The sequence below is a fragment of the Luteimonas panaciterrae genome (genome assembly GCF_020511115.1).
GTDB lineage: Bacteria > Pseudomonadota > Gammaproteobacteria > Xanthomonadales > Xanthomonadaceae > Luteimonas > Luteimonas panaciterrae.
The window spans coordinates 113,786-133,109 of the sequence record NZ_JAJAVH010000011.1 but is presented as its reverse complement, the minus strand read 5'-3'; the positions used below and the strand labels follow the sequence as shown (position 1 = coordinate 133,109).

Genomic DNA, 19,324 nt, shown 5'->3' with positions numbered 1-19,324 from the left:
TGTGACGGATGCACGCAATTGCGGACAGCCTCGCCCATCGCGCCGCCGGCATGCGGATCGGGACGACACTAAATAGTTGCCAGTTCGACCCGTGCGCGCCATGCTTATAAAGCAATCAACGCAGAGGAAGCGCGATGCTACGCACCACCCTGGGGATTCTGGCCGGCGTCATCCTGGCCGCGCTGGCTTTGTACGGCGCGCAGTACGGTTACGCCTATTTCCATCCCTCCCCGCCCGGAACGGCGCCGGGCACCCCTGAAGCGGTGGCCTCGTTCATCACGAACGGGAGACCGGGCGACGTGCTGAATTACGTCAACACGGCGCCGACGGAAGCCCTCTCCAGTCTTCTCGCCGGCTGGGCACTGGCGGCTCTGCTCGGCGGCTGGCTCGGCGCGGCCATCGCCAAACCGCATCGCGGCAGCACGGCGACCCTGATCGGCGCGCTGCTCACCGTGCTCGTGATCGTGTACGGCATGCTGATTCCCGGACCGCCCTGGGTCACCGTCCTCGGCCTGTTGCTGCCGATGCCGTTCGCATTGCTCGGCGGCCGACTGGCGATGCCGCGACGCGAGTTCTGATCGCCTCGCGCATCACGCAACACTTTCATTGTTCGCATCGTTTCCGCGCGTGATGCAGGTGACGGCGGTTACGTCGCGGATGCGACGCAAAGGGACATCGCCACTGGTTTCTGAGCCTCACGACCGTCGACACTAGCGCTCCTCTTCGCGCACACGTCTCCGTCGCACATGCCCAGACTGCCCTCGTTCCTCGCCGCATGCGGCCTGTTGTTGGTTTCCTCGTTCTCCCTCGCCGCCGAAGCGCCCTTGCCGCAGGGCCAGCGCTACGAAACGGATGAATCCTGGCGACAGCCGGTCGCACCGGTGCGCATCGCCGACCATACTTGGCAGATCGGCACGGCCGCGATCACTTCGCTGCTGGTGAAGACCGATGCGGGCGCCGTCCTGATCGACGGCGGCCTGACGCAGGCATCCGACATGCTGCTCGCGCACATGCGCGAACTCGGCGTCGAACCCGGCGATCTCAAGCTGATCCTGCACAGCCACGCGCACGGCGATCACGTCGGACCGTTGGCCGCGATCAAACGCGCGACCGGCGCACGGCTGCTCACCAATGCCGAGTCCGCCGTCCTGCTCACGCACGGCGGAACCGACGACATCCACTACGGTGATGGCATTCTCTATCCGCCGGCACAACCTGATCGCCTCCTCCAGGACGGCGAAACCGTCACGCTCGGCACCATCACCTTCACCGTGCATTTCACACCGGGACACACACCGGGCAGCATGAGCTGGACTTGGACCGACACCCAGGACGGCAAGCCGACACGCATTGCGTACATCGACAGCCTCAGCGCCCCCGGCTACCAGCTGATCGGCAACCCGCGCTATCCGCACATCGTCGACGACTTCCGCCGCAGCTTCGCCACCGTGCGCGACCTGCCCTGCGACATCTTGATCACGCCGCATGCCGATCTCAGCGGCTGGGATTTCACCAACACCGCCCATCCACATCCGTCTCCGATATCCTGTCGCACTCTCGTCGACAATGCCGAGCGCAAGTTCGACGCGCAACTGTCCGAACAACGCAAGCAAAACAAGCCCTGATGCCCTATACCCCGATCGTCGCCACCCTCGGTTATGTGCTCTCGCCCGATGGCAAGCGCGTGTTGATGCTCCATCGCAACACGCGCGTCGACGATCACCATCTCGGCAAATACAACGGCCTCGGCGGCAAGATCGAGCCGGACGAGGACGTGCTCGCCGGCATGCGTCGCGAAATCCTGGAAGAGGCCGGCATCGAATGCGAGGCGATGTCGCTGCGCGGCACGATCAGCTGGCCGGGCTTCGGCAAGCACGGCGAGGACTGGCTGGGCTTCGTGTTCGTGGTGACGCATTTCTCCGGCACGCCGTTCGAGCGCAATCCGGAAGGCACGCTGGAGTGGGTCGCGATCGAAGAACTCTCCACCCTGCCGATGTGGGAAGGCGACCGCAATTTCCTGCCACTGGTCTTCGACGACGATCCGCGCCCGTTCCACGGCGTGATGCCGTATCACAATGGGCGCATGGTGTCGTGGCGGTACTCGCGGGCGTGACGCCCGATATTCGCTCCGGCGATCAGATCCGCAGCACTTCGATCAGCGCTCGCAATGCCCCCGGCACCTGCCGACGGCTGGGGTAATAGAGCACGAAGCCCGGAAAGAACGGACACCAGTCCTCAAGCACGCGCACGAGACGGCCATCCTGCAAGTGCTGGGCCACATATGCCTGCGTGGTATAGGTGAGCCCCGCTCCGGCCAACGCCGCCGCGACCATCAATTCGGGATCGTCGAGGATGAAAGCACCCGGCACGGGGACGGCGATTTCCTCCCGTTGCTTCTCGAACTCCCAGCGATAGAGCGCGCCGCTGGCGACCTGGCGATAGCCGATGCAGCGGTGATGCGCGAGATCGAAGGGAGTCTGCGGCGGCGGATGATCGGCGAGATACGCCGGCGATGCCACCACGGCAATGCGCTGATCGGGCGAGACCGGAACCGCGATCATATTGGCCGCGACACTTTCGCGCAGCCGGATACCTGCATCGAATCCGCGCTCGACGATGTCGACGAAACCTTCCTCAAGGGCCACTTCCAAAACAACGTCCGGATAATTGCGGGCGAAGCGCTCAAAGGCCGGAGCAAGAATCATCATCGCGGCCATGCGCGGCACGCTCAGGCGCACAGTGCCCGCCGGGGTCTCGCGAAAATCGTTGACGGTCTCGACCGCATGCCTGACGTCACGGAGCGCGGGTGCCAATGTCAGTAGCAGGCGCTCCCCGGCCTCGGTCGGCGACACGCTGCGCGTGGTGCGGTTGATGAGTCGGACGCCCAGGCGCTCCTCCAGATCCCGCAAAGCATGGCTCAGCGTCGACGGCATCAGGCCAAGCCGCGCCGCCGCGCGCCGAAAGCTGCGCTCTTCGGCAATCGCCACGAAGGCTGTCAGCTCCGCGAACTCGAATCCGCGCATTAATGGCCTATTGGCATCAATCTATGGGGAAAATCCTAGGTTATCACTGCCTTTCATTCAACTATAGTGCATTCCGTTCGAGACCATGCAAGCCAGGCCACCTCGAAATATCCAGCGGAACTCGATGAATCAAGGCGGCGACGCCTCCCAGGACGCGATAGGAGCCCTCCGACATGCGGAACCTGACTTGTCTTGCCACAGCAGCCATCGTGCTCTCCCTGTGTACGGCAGCGGCCCATACGACAGCGCGAGCGGAGAACACCTCGATGCATCAAACGAAAAGAACTGACAGCGCCACCGTATTCGCCACGCCCCTCCTGCGCGCGCAATCGGGCAAGGCCGAGCAACTCTCGGCGCGACTGCAATCCATTCAACACGCCACTCGTGCCGAGGAAGGAAATCTTGCCTACGACATCTTCCGCGCGGTCAAAACTCCGGACACCTTCATCGTCATCGAAGCCTGGCGCGATGCGGGAGCGCTGCAGCGGCATATCAGGACTCCGCTGATCACCGACTTCGTCGGTCGCGAGTCGCACGAGACGTTACAGGGTGGCCGCTTCGACGCCATCGTGCTGCAACCGATCGACGATCTCGTCTTCGATACCCTCCGGCCAACAGGCAAAACCAATGCCGCCGACAGGGCCAAACGCGTCTATGCCCAAGCCATTCTGCTCGCCAAAGAAGGCAAAGCCGAGGCCCTGCTGGACCAGCTGCGCGCCATCCGCAAAGGCACGCGCGGCGAGCCCGGCAATCTTGGCTACAACATCTATCGCTCGGCGGACAATCCCTTGCAATTCGTCATTTTCCAGGGCTTTGTCGATCAAGCGGCGTTCGACCAGCATGTGAAGGAACCCCATATCGCCACGTTCACCGCGCAACTCCACGAGACGCTGGCGAAGACGGACTACGACTGGTTCCTGCTCAAGGCCATCGGCGAAACGATGTACGACGAGCCAACGACTTCCCACGGTGCCGGTCAGTAGGCAAGCGTCTGCAATTCGAGAGGTCAAACGCAGATCGGGCTGCGCCGACGGCTACCCTCCGGGTTTCGCTTTGCTTTCTTCCACGCGCGATGCCGTATCGCGACAGGCGCATGGTGTCGTGGCGCTATTCCCGCCTCTGACAGAAGCCGGCTGTCCCGTCAGGTATACCCGGGGCCGCTGAGGCGCTTCCCGCCCGCACCCATCACGTATTCCATGTTCACCGAATACGGCGCGGACTCGACGAAGCCGAACTTGGCGTAGAGATGTTTCGCATCGCCGTCGGCGACCAGGGTCACGTATGCCGATTCGGGCACGTTGGCCCGCAACCACGCATCCAGCGCCGCGAGGATGCGTTTCCCCAACCCTTTGCCCTGCAACGCGGGCTGCACCGCGATATCCGCCACCGTGAACACGGTGCCGTTGTCGCCGATGATCCGGCCCATGCCGACCACTTCGTCCTCGCGCAACAGGCTCACGCCGTAGAGCGTGTTGGGAAGCCCGCGTCGCGCCGCTTCCAAGGTTTTGGGTGACAGTCCAGCCGCGACGCGCATGCGGCAATAGGTCTCCGCATCGGGAAACTGTTCGATCAGCACGATCTCTTCCAGACTCACGACGTTTTCCTATCCGGATCGGCCTGGTCGCCCTCGACCAGACCGATGTTGCTCGACGCCGCATCGTAGACCTGCCGGTCGAGCAATCCGGTCTCCTTCGCCACCAGCACCGGTACCAGCATCTGACCTGTCACGTTCGTCATCGTGCGCATCATGTCGAGGACACGATCGATCGCGTACAGATAACCGATCGTTTCCAGCGGCAATCCAGCCGCGCTCAGCACCACGGTCGCCATCACCACCGCCGTGCCCGGAACGCCGGCGGTGCCGAAACTGCCCAGTACCGAGGCAATCAGCACGATCAGGTATTGATCAGCGGTCAGAGGCGTGCCCGTGTACTGCGAGATGAAGACCGCGCACAGCGCCGGATAGATCGCGCCGCAGCCATCCATCTTGATGCTGGCGCCGAGCGGCACGGCGAAGGACGCGTAATCCTTGTTGACGCCGAGGTTGTGGGTGACCGAGCGGATCGCCGCCGGCATCGCCGCGAAACTCGACGAAGCGACGAAACCCACCTGCATCGCCGGCGCCGCGCCACGGAAGAACTTCAGCGGATTCAATCCATGCGCGAGCAGCAAACCGCTGTACACCACGATGATGTGCAGCGCGCAGGCCAGATACAGCGCGAACACGAAATTGCCGAGCGGCAGCAGCTTGCCGAAGCCGTAGGCGCCCACCAGCCCCGCGATCAGGCCGAAGGTGCCGATCGGCGTCACTTCGAGCACGAAGCGCGTGACCTGCACCATGATCTCGCTCATCTCCGCGGTGAGCTTGCGCGCGCCGGCCACGCGATCGCCGAGCTTGACCATGGCGAAACCGAGCAGTGCGGCGAAGAAGATCACCGGCAGGATCGAACCGCGGCCCGCCGCCAGCACGGTCTCGCCCGCGGCATTGGTCTTGGTGCCGATGCCGGCCAGGGCGTAGAACGGGTTCGAGGGCACCACATCCAGCAACACCTTCGCGATGCTCGGAACATCGCGCGGCGTGTAGTTGGCGTCGACGCTCAGATTCATCACACCGACGCCCGGCTGCAGCAGTGTGCCGATCGCCAATCCCACGGCAACGGCGAAGACGGCGGTGATGACGAACCACAGGAAGGTGCGTCCGCCCAGCGCCGCCACCGACTTCTGCCCGTGCAGCGACGACACGGCATTGATCACCGCGAAGAACACCAGCGGGATCGCGATCATCTTGATCAGCGTGACGTAGAGATCGCCGAGCGGCTCCAGCCAGGTCTTCGCCGCCGGCCCGAGCAGCCACCCGGCCAGCGCACCGAGCACGAAACCGCCGACCACGCGCTGCCAGAACGGGATCCTCAACCAGGCCGAGACCAGCTTCATCATTCTTGTTTCCGCACGCCGCAGACGGGGACGCTGCACGATAGCGCAGCCCCGGCCGCGGCGCAGCGTTGCCGGCGCGACACAGCGTCCAAAAGGCTGGAATGTCATCTCCAGGCGGCATAATGGCGTGCTCGCAATCCAGGACCCTTGCATGCGCACGCTGCCGATCGCCTGTCTCACCACCCTGCTGGCCGCCTGCAGCGGCAACGTACGCGAAAATGGCCCCACGCCGGCCACGGCCAACGTGGCGGCAATCGAAGTCCCCGCCGTGAAACACCCGCAAGGCGAAACCCCGGCCTGGTGGTATCGCAACGGCGCGGCGCGCGCGGCGGCCAACGGCGCCATGCGCGCTCGCGCCAAGAACGTGATCCTGTTCCTCGGCGACGGCATGAGCCTCACCACGGTCGCCGCCGCGCGCATCCTCGACGGCCAGCGCAAGGGCCAGTCGGGCGAGGAGAACCAGCTCTCGTGGGAGCGCTTCCCCGCGACGGCATTTAGCCACACCTACAACACCGACGCGCAGACGCCGGATTCGGCCGGCACCATGAGCGCGATCATGACAGGCGTGAAAACGCGCGCCGGCGTGATCAGCGTCGACGGCACCGGCAAGCGCGGCGACTGCGCGACGGCGTTGCAGCATCCCAGGCTCACCTGGCTGGAACTGGCCGACAGCGCCGGCCTCAGCACCGGCGTCGTCACCACCGCGCGCCTTACTCACGCCACGCCCGCTGCCACCTATGCGCACGTACCGGAGCGCAACTGGGAGAACGACGCCGAGATGCCCGCGGCCGCCATCGAGCAAGGCTGCAAGGACATCGCGCAGCAGTTGCTGGCACCGCGCTTCGGCTCAGGCCCGACCGTGGCCATGGGCGGCGGCCGCGGCGAATTCGCGCCCGCGACGCGACAGGATGCCGAAGACGACGACAAGGTCGGTCAGCGCCTCGACGGTCGTGACCTGATCGAGGAATGGCAGCGCGCGCATCCGCAAGGCCAGTACGTCTGGAACGCGAAGCAGTTGCAGGCCGTGCAAAACGCGTCATCGCTGCTCGGCCTGTTCAACTACGATCACATGCAGTTCGAATACGATCGTCCGCAGGACAAGGGCGGCGAACCCAGCCTCGCCGAGATGACGCGCGATGCCATCCGCATCCTGTCGCGCAATCCGAACGGCTACGTGCTGATGGTCGAAGGGGGCCGCATCGACCACGCCAACCACTACGGCAACGCCTACCGCGCGCTCACCGACACGATCGCGATGTCCGAAGCGGTGCAGGCAGCGGTGGATGCGACTTCGAACGACGACACGCTGATCATCGTCACCGCCGATCATTCGCACACGCTGAGCTTCGTCGGCTATCCGGTGCGCGGCAATCCCATCCTCGGCAAGGTGCGCGGCAGCAGCGGAGAGGACGACAACGCGGGCGACTACGCACGCGATGCCACCGGCTTGCCCTACACCACGCTCAACTACAGCAACGGTCCCGGCAACACCGGCGCCAGCAACCAGCAGCCGGCCGGGCCCAAGCGCTACGATCACGTCGCCAGCAGCTTCGAACCCGTGCAAGGCCGCCCCGATCTCACCAACGTCAACACTGAAGATCCCGACTACCTGCAGGAAGCGCTGGTACCGACGAAGGCCGAATCGCACGGCGGCGACGACGTCGGCATCTGGGCGCGCGGCCCGGGCAGCGACGCGGTGCGTGGTTCGGTGGAACAGAACACGATCTACCACTTCATCGTGCAGGCCATGCCGACGCTGCGCGCGCGCCTGTGCGCGGCCGGCGGCTGCAATGGCGACGGCGTGCCGGTGGAATTGCCGGACCCTTCCAGCTTCGTGCGCGAGGGCAAGTGAAACGGATCGTTGCGGCCTTGCTTGCAACCGCGACCGTGCTTGAACGTCTATGCCCCTACATTACGGCCTTTGAACTCTCGGTTCGTCATTCCTGCGAAAGCAGGAATCCAGTGACTTTATCGTTAACTGCCAATCGTGGAGCAAGAGGCGCTGGATTCCTGCTTTCGCAGGAATGACGAGCAAAAACAACCGCAGGACTACCCGGAGAACCCCCATGTCCCGTCTCGACAACAAAGTCTGCCTAGTCACCGGCGCCGCCAGCGGCATCGGCAAGCGCATCGCCGAGGTGTACGCCGCCAACGGCGGCAAGGTGGTGATCGCCGATCTCAAACTCGACGCCGCCGAAGCCACGGCCACCGAAATCCGCAACGCCGGCGGCGACGCGCTCGCGGTGGCGATGGACGTCACCGACGAGCAGCAGGTCGTGGACGGCGTCGCCAAGGCGGTCGCGCACTACGGCCGCGTCGATGTGCTGGTGTCCAACGCCGGCATCCAGATCGTCAACCGCATCACCGACTTCAGTCTCGCCGACTGGAAGAAGATGCTCGCCATCCATCTCGACGGCGCCTTTCTCACCACGCGCGAGTGCCTGAAGGACATGCAGAAGCGCCACGCGCAAGGCAACGGCGGGGGCGGCGCGATCATCTACATGGGTTCGGTGCATTCGCACGAAGCCTCCAAGCTGAAGGCGCCCTACGTCACCGCGAAGCACGGCCTGCTCGGCCTCGCCCGCGTGGTGGCCAAGGAAGCCGCCGAATATGGTGTTCGCGCCAATGTCATCTGCCCCGGCTTCGTGCGTACGCCGCTGGTGGAGAAGCAGATTCCCGAACAGGCCAAGGAGTTCGGCATCACCGAGCAGGAAGTGGTGAAGAACGTGATGCTCAAGGACACCGTGGATGGTGAATTCACCACCGTCGACGACGTCGCCAATACCGCGCTGTTCCTGGCCGCGTTCGAGACCAATGCATTGACCGGGCAGAGCCTGGTGGTCAGCCACGGCTGGTACATGCAATGAAACTGCTTTAGCCGGCGCTTGCGCCAGCTAAAGCCCCAAAGTTTGCTACGCAAACTTCGGGCCCCAGGCACTTTACCCCCGAATCCCCGCCGCTTCGCGGCGCCCCCTTTACCAAAGGGGGCTTTTCTCCGGAACGCAGTGAAAAACAAAAAAGTGAAAGCCAAAGTTGCGGGGCGCACGACGGTGAATATCACCTCCGCGCGCGATCCGCTCGCAGCGGTCCGTGCATCCGTCGCGAAGTATCCTTCCGTCGCCCTCGTCCTGCAGGGCGGTGGCGCGCTCGGCGCCTATCAGTGCGGCGTCTACGAAGGCCTGCACACCGCCGGCATCCGTCCCAACTGGTTCGCCGGCATCTCTATCGGCGCGATCAACGCGGCGATCCTCGCCGGCAACGCGCCCGAGCATCGTCTGGACCGGCTGCGCGAATTCTGGGAACTGATCTGCCGGCCCACGGGCGCGCTCGGCCTGCCCGCCGATGTCATTCGCCTCGCGCTGGGCCTGCTGCCAAACAGTACGTCGCCGAACAATGCGCAGCGCGATGCCTGGGTCGGCTGGATGAGCGCGATGGCGGCGCTGCTGCAAGGGCAGCGCGGATTCTTCGTCGCGCGCCATCTATCGCCCTTCCTCTATCAGGATGGCAGCGATGCCGCGGTGAGTTTCTACGACACCACGCCGTTGCGCGAAACGCTCGAGCGCCTGGTCGATTTCGACCGCATCCACGCCGACAAGTCCGTGCGCCTGACCGTCGGCGCCACCGAATCCGACACCGGCAATTTCGAATATTTCGACAGCGCCCGCACGCGTATCCGGCCCGAACACATCATGGCGTCCGGCGCGTTGCCGCCCGCCTTCGCCGCCATCGAGATCGACGGCAAGCGCTACTGGGACGGCGGCCTGGTCTCGAACACGCCGCTGGAACGCATCCTCGGCGAATGGCCGCGGCAGGACACGCTCGCGCTGCAGGTCGATCTGTGGAGCGCACGCGGCTCACGACCGCAAACCGTCATGGACGTGCTGGAACGCGTGAAGGACATCCAGTACTCCAGCCGCACCCGTCGCGGCACCGATCTGGTCGCACGCATCCAGCAATTGCGCGCAGCGTTGACGGAACTGATCCAGACCCTGCCCGACGGCAAGGTGCCGGAACACCTGCAGAACACGCTCGCGCCCTATCTCGACGACCGCGTCTACAACATCATCCAGCTGATCTATCAGGCCAAGCCGCTCGAGGAGCAGTTCAAGGACTACGCCTTCGCGACCACCACCATGCGCCAGCACTGGGACAGCGGCCTGCAGGACATGACGCGGACGCTCGAGCATCCGGCGTTCTTCGCCCTGCCCGATCGCAGGCGCGGCGTCGCCACGCACGACGTCCATCGCGTGATGGACCGCCTGGAGCAGAACGGATCGGCCTTTGCGGACGGCGGCTGATGCGCCGCCGCCAAGCCGTTTCTCCAGTCATTTCACTAGGGTCGGCCCCAGATTACGTGGGGTAAAGGATCGCGGTAGGTTCATGGCATCCAATGCCTCCGGGTGCCCGCCATGTCCGTCCCTCCGAGTTATTTCCCGCAGCAGCCACCTCCGCCCCCACCTCCGCCGCCCCCGCGCGAAGATCCGCCCACCAGCCCCTACGCGCCCGGGCTCAGCCCCAGCGACGACGTGCAGCGCGGCGACAACCAGTTCCAGCTCGGCATCGAAGGGCCGGACCCGAATCTGGCCGTCGGCGGCAGCCATGATCAGCAGGAAGGCCAGCGCGACAAACTGCTGGCGCTGGCGACGCTGGCGCTAGGCAGCTACACCACCGGCCACACACCCGCCACGCCGCGCGTGCCCAACGATGGGCAGGTCGAGGACATCCTCAACGGACTCAATCCGAACCCGCCGATCGGCACCGATGGCGAGGAAGTCACCCATGCGGTCTATCAGAGCCAGATTCCGAACGCGACCGCCGCGGAAGGCTACGACCACTTCGTCAACAATCCCAACGAAGTCTTCAATGCCGGCGGCATGGAAATCCGTCCGCCGACCGATCGCCTCGAGGATGGCGGACGCTACATGCTGGAGATCGGCACGCCGGTGCCGACGTGGCTGCCGGTGCAGATCAATCTCGATCCGGCCAGCAACGCGATCAGCATCCAGACGCTCGACGGCCACGTGCTGCGCGGCGAACAGACCTTCACCTTCACCGATGACGGCAACGGCGGCGCGGTGCTGACGCAGGACGCCCGCTTCCAGGCCAGTTCGCGCCTGCCGGAGGAACTGCAGCAGATCACGCCCATCGCCACCGGCCAGCACATCGCCTGGCAGAACGCGCATCAGGAAATCTACGGACAGTTCAACGGCGATCCCGACTTCAAGGGCATCGGCACCGATTTCTCGCCGGGCAACCTGCTCGAATCCTGGGGCCAGGCCCTGGGCAACGTGATCAAGGACCCGGGCAATGCCGCGGATGTCGGCGTCGATGTGGTCGGCGAGCTGGCCAACTTCGGCGTCGACGGTCTCGGCAGCGGCATCGATACCGCGTTCGACTATCTCAACATTCCCGGCGGCGACACGATCCAGGACGCCTTCGATTCCGCTGGCGACCTGATCAGCAATATCGCCGACAAGATCGGGGATGGTGCCGAAGCCGTCATCGACTTCGTCAATCCGTTCGATTGATGCTTTCTTTCCGGGCCCGCGCCGTCATTTCGGCGCGGGTTTCTTTTTGCCTGCCGTAATAGTGCTCAGAACGGTTTGGCGAGCACCAGATAGATCACGACCAGCACCAGCACCACCGGCAGCTCGTTGAACCACCGCAGCGTCTTCGACGACGGCAGCGACTTGCCCGCCGCCGCGCCTTTCAACCAGCGTCCGGCGAAAATGTAATGCCCCAGCAGCAACACCACCACCGCGAGCTTGGCATGCAGCCATCCGCCGGTGATGTGGAAATACAGCCACAACACCAGCCCCAGCACGACGGCGAAGCCGAACATCATGTGGCCGAAGCGGTACAACCGCTGCCCCATCAGCAGCAGACGTTCGCGCACCGCGGCCGAATCGCCGACCTCGGCCAGATTGACCAGGATGCGCGGCAGATAGAACACCGCCGACATCCAGGCGATCACGAACAGCATGTGGAAGGTCTTGACGAGGAAATAGGCGTGTTGCATGGCGGTTTTCCACAATAGTGCATGCATTAGCATGACATGAGCCGATCGATGCGGTCGTGCACGCCATCCGCATCGCGCCGCATTGCGGCCGTACTGCAGCCGCTCTGAAATCGGGAGGCCTGCGGATCGGATCGTTCCAGGGATCGTCCTTTACCTCAAGCGCACTTGAGGTCGCAGAATGCCGCGCATCGTTACGACGCCGCGTCTTTCGCCATGAATCCCATCGCCATGAATTTGCGCAACAACGCCCCAATCCCCGCCGCCCCCACAGCACGTGCTGCCGGGCCCGCGTCTGTGATCGTCGCGCGCACCGACTGGACGGCTGTCGCCACGGTGTTCACCGCCGGCCTCGTCGCCGCGCTGCAGGTCGGCAAGACCGCGATCGCATTGCCCGCGCTCAGTGCCGATCTCGGCCTGGATCTGCGCGCCGGCGGCTGGGTGATGGCGGTGTTCGGCGTGCTCGGCCTCGTCGCCAGCGTGCCTGCGGGCTCGCTGGCGGCGCGCCTGGGCGACAAGACGCTGCAGGTCGTCGGCCTGTTGGCGATGGCCTTCGGCAGCCTGCTCGGCAGTTTCGCGCACACGTTGCCGATGCTGCTCGCCTCGCGAGTGCTCGAAGGCGCGGGCTTCCTGCTGTTCGCGGTGGCCGGCGCCAGCGTGCTGCAACGGCTGTCGCGACCGGAGGATCGCAACCTCGTGTTCTCGATCTGGAGTTGCTACATGCCGGCCGGCATGGCGATCGCGCTCGCCACCGGCGCCCTGCTCGACGGCTGGCGCGGTTTCTGGATCATCAACGCGGCGCTGTGCGCCGCCGCCGCCGTGCTGCTCGCCTTCGGTGTGCGCGCGCAACAGGCTACGATCAAGCCGCCACGGTGGCGTGCGATCGCGCGCGACACCCTCACCGTCGCCACCGCGCGTGGCCCGCTGCTGCTGGCGCTGGCGTTCGCGATGTACGCGCTGCAGTTCTACGCGATGCTGAGCTTCCTGCCGACGCTGCTGATGGAGCGCATGCAGGCCTCGACGTTCACGGCGGGACTGCTGAGCGCGATCGCCGTCGGCTCCAACGTGATCGGCAATCTCGCCAGCGGATTGCTGCTGCGTCGCGGCGTGCCGCGCTGGTCGCTGATGGCCATCGCGAGCGCGACGATGGCTGTGTGCGCGATCGGCGTCTTTGCCTCCGGCCTGCCACCAATCACCCTGTTCGCACTGGCCGTGCTGTTCATGGCGGTCGGCGGAATGCTGCCGTCCAATGTGATGGGCGGCGTGGCGCAGTTGATGCCGAGCCCGGCTATGGTCGCGGTCGCCACGGGGCTGGCATTGCAAGGCAACTATCTCGGCCAGGTCAGTGGCCCCGCGCTGTTCGGCAGCATCGTGCAGAGCACGGGCTGGCCGGCGGCATCGATTCCCGTCGTCGCGGCGGCGGTGGTCGGGGTGGCGGCCGCCTTCGGATTGCGGCGCTCGTTCACGGGCACGCAAGGCTCGCGATAATCAGGTCGCGCGATAACGAACCCGCGCGACAAGGTATCTTGTCGCGATGACCAAACGCTACGACCGCAACTACTTCGATCGCTGGTACCGCCGCGGCGGCATCGGCGGAAAACAACGCCTCGCGCGCAAGGTGGCCGTGGCCGTCGCCACCGCCGAATACCATCTCGAACGGCCGCTGCGCACCGTGCTCGACATCGGTTGCGGCGAAGGCGCCTGGCGCGCGCCGCTGCTCAAGCTGCGGCCGAAGGCGAGCTACCTCGGCTTCGACAGCAGCGAATACGCGATCACGCGCTACGGGCGCCGCCGCAACCTGCGCTTCGCGCAGTTCGGCGACTTCGCGCAACTGCGTCCGTGCGCGCCGGTCGACCTGCTGATCTGCAGCGACGTCATGCATTACCTCGACACGCGCGAACTGGCCCGCGGCCTGCCCGGCCTGGCCGAGCTGTGCGGCGGCGTCGCCTTCCTCGAAATCTTCGCGCGCGAGGACGAGACCGAGGGCGACAACCACGACTACCAGCCGCGCCCGGCTTCTTTCTATCGGAGGCATTTCGCCGCGCTCGGGTTCAAGCCGCTCGGCTCCCATTGCTGGCTCTCCCCGACCCTGGCGGAGGGCGCCACGGCGCTGGAAGTGCCGGGCTGAAAGTCCTGACAGGTTCTTGAAAGCATGAATAGTGCGATCCTGTCGGCGTCCCACCAACCTGAATACGCCTCCTCGTATCCGCGACATCCCGGACCCGATCCGTTATGCTGCGATGCAGCATCCACCAAAGAGTTGCCCATGCTCTATCAGCTGCATGAACTCAACCGCGCCTGGATGGCCCCGCTTACCTACTGGGCCGAAGCCAACGCACGCGTGTTCTCGGCACCCGACAGCTGGCTCTCGGCCCTGCCCGGCGCCTCGCGCATCGCCGCCGGCAACGAGCTGCTGTACCGGCTGGGCAAGGATTACGAGAAGCCGGAGTTCGGCATCCACGCCGTCAAGGTCGACGAGTTCGACGTGCCGGTGATGGAAAAGGTGGCGCTGGAGAAACCGTTCTGCCGTCTGCTGCGCTTCAAGCGCTACACCGACGATGTGTCCAACATCAAGGACATGAAGAACGATCCCACGGTGCTGGTGGTCGCGCCGCTGTCCGGCCACCACTCCACCCTGCTGCGCGACACCGTGCGCACGCTGCTGCCGGAGCACAAGGTCTACATCACCGATTGGGTCGACGCGCGCATGGTGCCGAAGGAACACGGCACGTTCTCGCTCGACGACTACGTCGCCTACATCGAGGAATTCATCCGCTTCATCGGCACCGACGACCTGCATGTAATGAGCGTGTGCCAGCCGACCGTGCCGGTGCTCGCCGCGGTGTCGCTGATGGCCGCGCGCGGCGAACCGACGCCGAATTCGCTGGTGATGATGGGCGGCCCGATCGATCCGCGCGAGAACCCGACCGCGGTGAACAACCTTGCCACCGAGAAACCGCTGTGGTGGTTCGAGACCAATGTCATCCACACCGTCCCGGCCAACTATCCCGGCCGCGGACGACGCGTCTATCCCGGCTTCCTGCAGCATGCCGGCTTCATGGCGATGAACCCGGAACGCCACTTCCAGTCGCACTGGGACTTCTACCAGGATCTGGTGAAGGGCGATCTCGAGGACGCCGCTTCGCATCGCCGCTTCTACGACGAATACAACGCCGTGCTCGACATGCCGGCGCGCTATTACCTCGACACCATCCAGACCGTGTTCCAGGAATTCAAGCTGCCGCGCGGCGCCTGGGACGTGAACGGCGAACGCGTGAAGCCGTCGGCGATCCGCGGCACCGCGTTGATGACCATCGAGGGTGAACTCGACGACATCTCCGGCCAGGGCCAGACGCGCGCCGCGCACAAGCTCTGCACCGGCATCGCCGAAAGCGATCGCCTGCATCTCACCGCGAAGGGCGCCGGACATTACGGCATCTTCAGCGGCCGCCGCTGGCGCGAGCAGGTCTATCCGCAGGTGCGGGAATTCATCGCCGCGCATTCTTCGCAGCCCGCCAAGCGGCAGGCCGCGAGTGACGATGGCAAGGTGACGCCGATCAAGCGCAAGTCTACGGGCTGAGCCGGGTCCCTTCCCCCGTCATCCCAGCGAAAGCTGGGACCCATTTTGCCGTTGCTGTTGCTTCTTCATGCCCCTGGAGGATGTTGGGTGCAGGAAAAACAACATGGATCCCAGCTTTCGCTGGGACGACGGATTCTGGAACGGTCGAGACTACCGCCAAGCCGGAATCCTCAGGGCTTCACCGTCTCCACCGGCTTCGTATCGTCACGCGACAGCGGCAACACATCCTGCACCAGATGCATGAGCACCCGCCCGGGCTCCTCCATCAGCGGCATATGCGCCGAATCCTCGAACCAGACCAGCTTCTTGAACGGCGCGCGCACCGTCTTGAACCATTCGGCGGCCAGCTCCGACGATACGCTCATGTCGTGCCGCCCTTCGAAAAGCACCAGCGGCACCTTCAGCGTCGTCTTGTCGCGAAGCGAGTACTGCATCAGTTGCGGCCATAGCGCCGCCAGGCTGGATTCGAGACCGGCATCGAGCGCCTTCACTTCCGCCAGCGTGTAATCGGGACTGAGCGCGACCGTGTCCATGTAGTCGTTGCTGCGGCCGCGCCAAAAGAATCCGTTCGCCCAGCTCTCCAGATGCTTGCGCTGCAACCGCAGTTTCTCCAGTGCGTGCTTCGGATCATCGCCGGGATACGGCGCGAGCGCTTCCAGCTCGCGCACGGCATCGGCATTCTTGCGCTGCCGCGCCATGTCCAGCAGCTGGCGATAGCCCAGCGATTCGCTGGCCTGCATATCCACCACCTGCCCCATGCCGACGTAAACGCTGAACCACTCCGGATGCCGCAGCGCGAGTTCCGCACCCAGCACACTGCCCCAGGAATGCCCCAGTAGCACGATGCGGTCGCGATGATAGGTGCGTCGCAGGTACGTCACCACTTCCTCTGCGTCGGTGATCATGCGCGGCATGGTCAACGTCGGCGTCACCGCCGCGGCGTCGTTGGCCGCGTAGGTGCGACCGGCGCCGCGCTGGTCCCAATGCACGACGGTGAAAAACTCCTCCCACGTGTCCGTGTAGCGGTAGGCGACCGGTGACATCACGAAGCCCGGACCGCCGTGCAGGAACAACAGGATCGGGGCGTCGCGATGGCGCCCACGCACCGTGATCGCCTGCGGGATGCCGCCGATCTCCACCATGCGCCGCTCGTCGAGGCCATCCTCGGTGACGATGCGCCGTGTCTCGGCGAAACTTTTTCGCGCGAGGGACGCGTCGGCCGGCTCTTTGGCACCAGCCGCCATCGCGCACGAGATCAGCAGCGACATGAGAACAAACTTCATGCCGCGCACCCGAAACCGCTCGCTCACGCGCGCACCAGCAAATGCTTGGCGATCAAGCCATGCACCTTGCCGATGCCGCGCGACAGATGCAGCGTGAGGAAGAACAACAACACGCCCACGATCAGGCACAGCGGCAGCATCCAGGCCGCCAAGGTCGTGGTCACACCGTCGCCCGAGAAGAGCGCCAGCGGCCAGCCGCCGCTGGTATCAATGGAGCCGAAACCGATCCAGACCAGCACCGGCACCGCGACGCAGGCCAGCGACAGGGCGATCAGGATGATCGCGACGCTGAAATAGAACGTGCCCAGCGGCTGCATCAACAGGAAATACAGCATCGTCGTCCAGGTGCGCGGGTCGGTGAACATCTCGCCGATGCGGCTTAATAAGGACTTCTCGCGATCCACGTAGACTGGGCGCCTCGGCATGCGTTCGCCCAGCATCACCTCGACGATGCGTCCTTCCACCAGCGACAGCACCCGCACCGAGGCGAAGAACAGGATCACGAACGGAATGCCGATAATCAGGATCGCCAATCCCAGGGACAGCGCGGCGCCCGTCGTCACCCAGGTGAAGTAGAAAATGCCGGTCACCAGCGACAACAGCATGTAGAACAACGCGGCATAGGCGCGCGGATCGGCCACCACGCCGAAGAAGCGCCCGAGCAGCGAACGCTGTTTCGGCGGCCGCGGCGGACGCAGCGCCGCCTGCACCTTCACCTCGGTGTCGCGATAGATGTCGGCCACTTCCTCCGGCGCGCCATAGCTCGAGGCCACCGCCGCGATCACTTCGGCTTCCGACTTGCCCGGGTTCTCGGCCAGTTCCGAGCGCAGATATTCCTCCGCGTCGTACAGCGCGTCCTGCAGCAGTGCCGGATCGGCCCCCGTCAGTGCATGGCGCAGCTGTTCGAGATATTCGGGGATGCTCCTCGGCAGTGATTCGCCGGAAGGTGTTGAGTTGGCGGTGTTCATGGAATCAGTTCCCCAAGAATGGAATCGACGGAATCACGGGTCGCGCGCCAGGCTTCGGCCCAATCATGCAAGGTGCTGCGTCCTGCGTCGGTGATGCGGTAATAGCGGCGCGGCGGGCCGGACAAGGACGGTTCGACGAAGCTGTCCAGCAGACCGGCCGCGCCCAGATTGCGCAACACCGGATACAACGCGCTCTGCTTGCCGCTCAGCACCCCATCACCGAAACGTTCCAGCCGCTTGGCGATCTGGTAGCCGTACATCGGCTCGCGCGCCGTGCCCAGTACCGCGAGCAAGGCCAACGACACGGTGCCGGCGCTCAACTCCTTCTGGAACTTCTTCAACTGGCCGTCGGCTTCGCCCATGTCCCTCACCCAGCCTGCCCCTGTCAGGCTTGGGGAGGATGCTATTGCTAACTTCGGTATAGCGAATGTGCCGGTAGTCATATCAGCGACTTAGCCGTCGATTCCGGGCCTCAAGCCCCAATTCGGCCCCGACAAGCCGGGGCGATGCGTTTCACCGGGCGCTGGCGCGGCGTTTACACTCGCCAGTTCTCACCACCCGCAGTCCGAGGTGCCGTCGATGCGTTTCGCCCCGCTCGCTTTGCTGATCGCTTCCCTGCTGACCACCACCTCGGTGCTCGCGCTTTCCCGGGAGGAAACGCCGCCCAAGCCAAAGACAATGCAGGAACTGCTCGAAGCCTCGAAGCCCGGCGACTGGCGCACGCTCGACCCGGCGCGCACGCTGTACCTGGAACTCGACAGCGGCCGCGTGATCATCGAGCTGGCATCCGATTTCGCGCCGGAACACGTCGCCAACATCCGCACACTGGCGAAGGAACACTACTGGGACGGCCTGAGCATCCTGCGCTCGCAGGACAACTACGTCGTGCAATGGGGCGATCCCGCCGAGGAAGGACAGCCGCACAAACCGCTTGGTGGCGCCAAATCGCATCTGCCGGCCGAGTTTGAACGCGCCAGCGACGGCATCGCCTTCCACGCGTTGCCAGACAAGGACGGATGGGCGGCCCAGGTCGGATTCTCCGAAGGCTTCCCCGCGGCACGCGATCCGAAGGAAAAGAAGATCTGGCTGGCTCACTGCTACGGCGCGGTCGGCGCCGGCCGCGACGTCGCCGCCGATTCGAGCACCGGCGCGGAACTTTATGTGGTGACGGGGCAATCACCACGCGCGCTCGATCGCAACATCACCCTCGTCGGCCGCGTCGTGCAGGGCATGGAACTGCTCAGCGTGATGCCGCGCGGCACCGGCCCGCTGGGCTTCTACGAGAAGGCCGAGCAGCGCGCGCCGATCAAGGCGGTCAAACTGGCCTCCGAAGTGCCGGAATCCGAGCGCACCGCCCTCGAAGTGCTGCGCACCGACACGCCTTTCTTCGACAGCGTGGTCGAATCCCGCCGCAACCGCCGCGACGACTGGTACAAGCGCCCGGCCGGCCATATCGACCTGTGCAACGTGCCCATTCCCGTGCGTGCCCCGGTACGCAAGCCGCCCGCGTGAGGAATCGT

19 protein-coding genes are annotated in these 19,324 nt (G+C 64.9%); 12 read left to right on the top strand and 7 right to left on the bottom strand.

From position 1 onward, the window contains the following. The first annotated feature begins 134 nt into the window (after positions 1-134). The 3 genes from LG367_RS13440 to LG367_RS13430 all read left to right on the top strand — a co-directional run bounded on the left by LG367_RS13440 (position 135) and on the right by LG367_RS13430 (position 2,113). Positions 135-578, top strand: coding sequence for a hypothetical protein (locus LG367_RS13440; RefSeq protein WP_226469770.1), 444 nt, complete (start codon positions 135-137; stop codon positions 576-578). A 168-nt stretch (positions 579-746) separates the two neighbouring features. Then, entirely contained in the window at positions 747-1,625 is an 879-nt protein-coding gene (bla, locus tag LG367_RS13435) for a subclass B3 metallo-beta-lactamase (protein WP_226469769.1), read from the top strand. Continuing rightward, on the top strand, positions 1,625-2,113 hold the full coding sequence (locus LG367_RS13430; protein WP_226469768.1) for an NUDIX hydrolase: 489 nt from the start codon (positions 1,625-1,627) through the stop codon (positions 2,111-2,113). Before bla ends, LG367_RS13430 begins: the two co-directional genes overlap by 1 nt. Positions 2,114-2,135: 22 nt before the next feature. Here the strand turns inward: LG367_RS13430 and LG367_RS13425 are convergent, their stop codons facing one another. Beyond that, the gene (locus LG367_RS13425; protein ID WP_226469767.1) at positions 2,136-3,023 is read right to left on the bottom strand and encodes a LysR family transcriptional regulator; all 888 of its coding nucleotides are present in this window, start codon (positions 3,021-3,023) and stop codon (positions 2,136-2,138) included. A gap of 173 nt (positions 3,024-3,196) precedes the next feature. Here LG367_RS13425 and LG367_RS13420 point away from each other — a divergent pair, with 173 nt between their 5' ends. Next, positions 3,197-4,006, top strand: a complete 810-nt coding sequence (locus tag LG367_RS13420) for a putative quinol monooxygenase (protein ID WP_226469766.1) — start codon at positions 3,197-3,199, stop codon at positions 4,004-4,006. A gap of 158 nt (positions 4,007-4,164) precedes the next feature. On the opposite strand, the gene LG367_RS13415 is transcribed toward LG367_RS13420, so the two are convergent. Further along, the gene (locus LG367_RS13415; RefSeq protein ID WP_425490972.1) at positions 4,165-4,617 is read right to left on the bottom strand and encodes a GNAT family N-acetyltransferase; all 453 of its coding nucleotides are present in this window, start codon (positions 4,615-4,617) and stop codon (positions 4,165-4,167) included. Continuing rightward, positions 4,614-5,957 carry a dicarboxylate/amino acid:cation symporter gene (locus tag LG367_RS13410; RefSeq protein ID WP_226469918.1) on the bottom strand — a complete coding sequence of 448 codons (1,344 nt, stop codon included), beginning with the start codon at positions 5,955-5,957 and terminating at the stop codon, positions 4,614-4,616. Before LG367_RS13410 ends, LG367_RS13415 begins: the two co-directional genes overlap by 4 nt. A gap of 151 nt (positions 5,958-6,108) precedes the next feature. Between LG367_RS13410 and LG367_RS13405 the strand changes: the two genes are divergently transcribed. The 4 genes from LG367_RS13405 (at position 6,109) to LG367_RS13390 (ending at position 11,485) form a co-directional block, all read left to right on the top strand. After that, entirely contained in the window at positions 6,109-7,809 is a 1,701-nt protein-coding gene (locus LG367_RS13405; protein WP_226469765.1) for an alkaline phosphatase family protein, read from the top strand. Positions 7,810-8,023: 214 nt separating this feature from the next. Continuing rightward, complete coding sequence (locus LG367_RS13400) at positions 8,024-8,824, top strand: 3-hydroxybutyrate dehydrogenase (protein ID WP_226469764.1); 801 nt, start codon at positions 8,024-8,026, stop codon at positions 8,822-8,824. Positions 8,825-9,007: 183 nt separating this feature from the next. Beyond that, positions 9,008-10,255: a patatin-like phospholipase family protein gene (locus tag LG367_RS13395; protein WP_226469763.1), complete on the top strand. Its 1,248-nt coding sequence runs from the start codon at positions 9,008-9,010 to the stop codon at positions 10,253-10,255. Positions 10,256-10,366: 111 nt separating this feature from the next. Continuing rightward, positions 10,367-11,485: a DUF1990 domain-containing protein gene (locus LG367_RS13390; RefSeq protein WP_226469762.1), complete on the top strand. Its 1,119-nt coding sequence runs from the start codon at positions 10,367-10,369 to the stop codon at positions 11,483-11,485. A 65-nt stretch (positions 11,486-11,550) separates the two neighbouring features. Here the strand turns inward: LG367_RS13390 and LG367_RS13385 are convergent, their stop codons facing one another. Then, a complete protein-coding gene (locus tag LG367_RS13385; RefSeq protein ID WP_226469761.1) occupies positions 11,551-11,976 on the bottom strand; it encodes a CopD family protein in 426 nt (141 codons plus the stop codon). A 228-nt stretch (positions 11,977-12,204) separates the two neighbouring features. Here LG367_RS13385 and LG367_RS13380 point away from each other — a divergent pair, with 228 nt between their 5' ends. From LG367_RS13380 to LG367_RS13370, 3 genes are all read left to right on the top strand, one after another. After that, positions 12,205-13,461, top strand: a complete 1,257-nt coding sequence (locus LG367_RS13380; RefSeq protein WP_226469760.1) for an MFS transporter — start codon at positions 12,205-12,207, stop codon at positions 13,459-13,461. A 46-nt stretch (positions 13,462-13,507) separates the two neighbouring features. After that, positions 13,508-14,101: a class I SAM-dependent DNA methyltransferase gene (locus tag LG367_RS13375; RefSeq protein WP_226469759.1), complete on the top strand. Its 594-nt coding sequence runs from the start codon at positions 13,508-13,510 to the stop codon at positions 14,099-14,101. 138 nt (positions 14,102-14,239) lie between these two features. Next, positions 14,240-15,553, top strand: coding sequence for a polyhydroxyalkanoate depolymerase (locus LG367_RS13370; protein WP_226469758.1), 1,314 nt, complete (start codon positions 14,240-14,242; stop codon positions 15,551-15,553). A gap of 170 nt (positions 15,554-15,723) precedes the next feature. Here LG367_RS13370 and LG367_RS13365 read toward each other — a convergent pair whose 3' ends face one another. From LG367_RS13365 to LG367_RS13355, 3 genes are read right to left on the bottom strand one after another with little or no spacing between them, the layout of a single operon-like run. Then, on the bottom strand, positions 15,724-16,836 hold the full coding sequence (locus tag LG367_RS13365) for an alpha/beta fold hydrolase (protein WP_226469757.1): 1,113 nt from the start codon (positions 16,834-16,836) through the stop codon (positions 15,724-15,726). Between the two features lie 23 nt (positions 16,837-16,859). Further along, a complete protein-coding gene (locus LG367_RS13360) occupies positions 16,860-17,804 on the bottom strand; it encodes a sensor domain-containing protein (protein ID WP_226469756.1) in 945 nt (314 codons plus the stop codon). Next, positions 17,801-18,166 carry a PadR family transcriptional regulator gene (locus tag LG367_RS13355; protein WP_226469755.1) on the bottom strand — a complete coding sequence of 122 codons (366 nt, stop codon included), beginning with the start codon at positions 18,164-18,166 and terminating at the stop codon, positions 17,801-17,803. The genes LG367_RS13360 and LG367_RS13355 overlap by 4 nt, the downstream gene beginning before the upstream one ends. Before the next feature lie 217 nt (positions 18,167-18,383). On the opposite strand from LG367_RS13355, the gene LG367_RS13350 reads away from it, so the two are divergent. Next, a complete protein-coding gene (locus LG367_RS13350) occupies positions 18,384-19,316 on the top strand; it encodes a peptidylprolyl isomerase (protein WP_425490971.1) in 933 nt (310 codons plus the stop codon). The last annotated feature ends 8 nt before the right edge of the window (positions 19,317-19,324 follow it).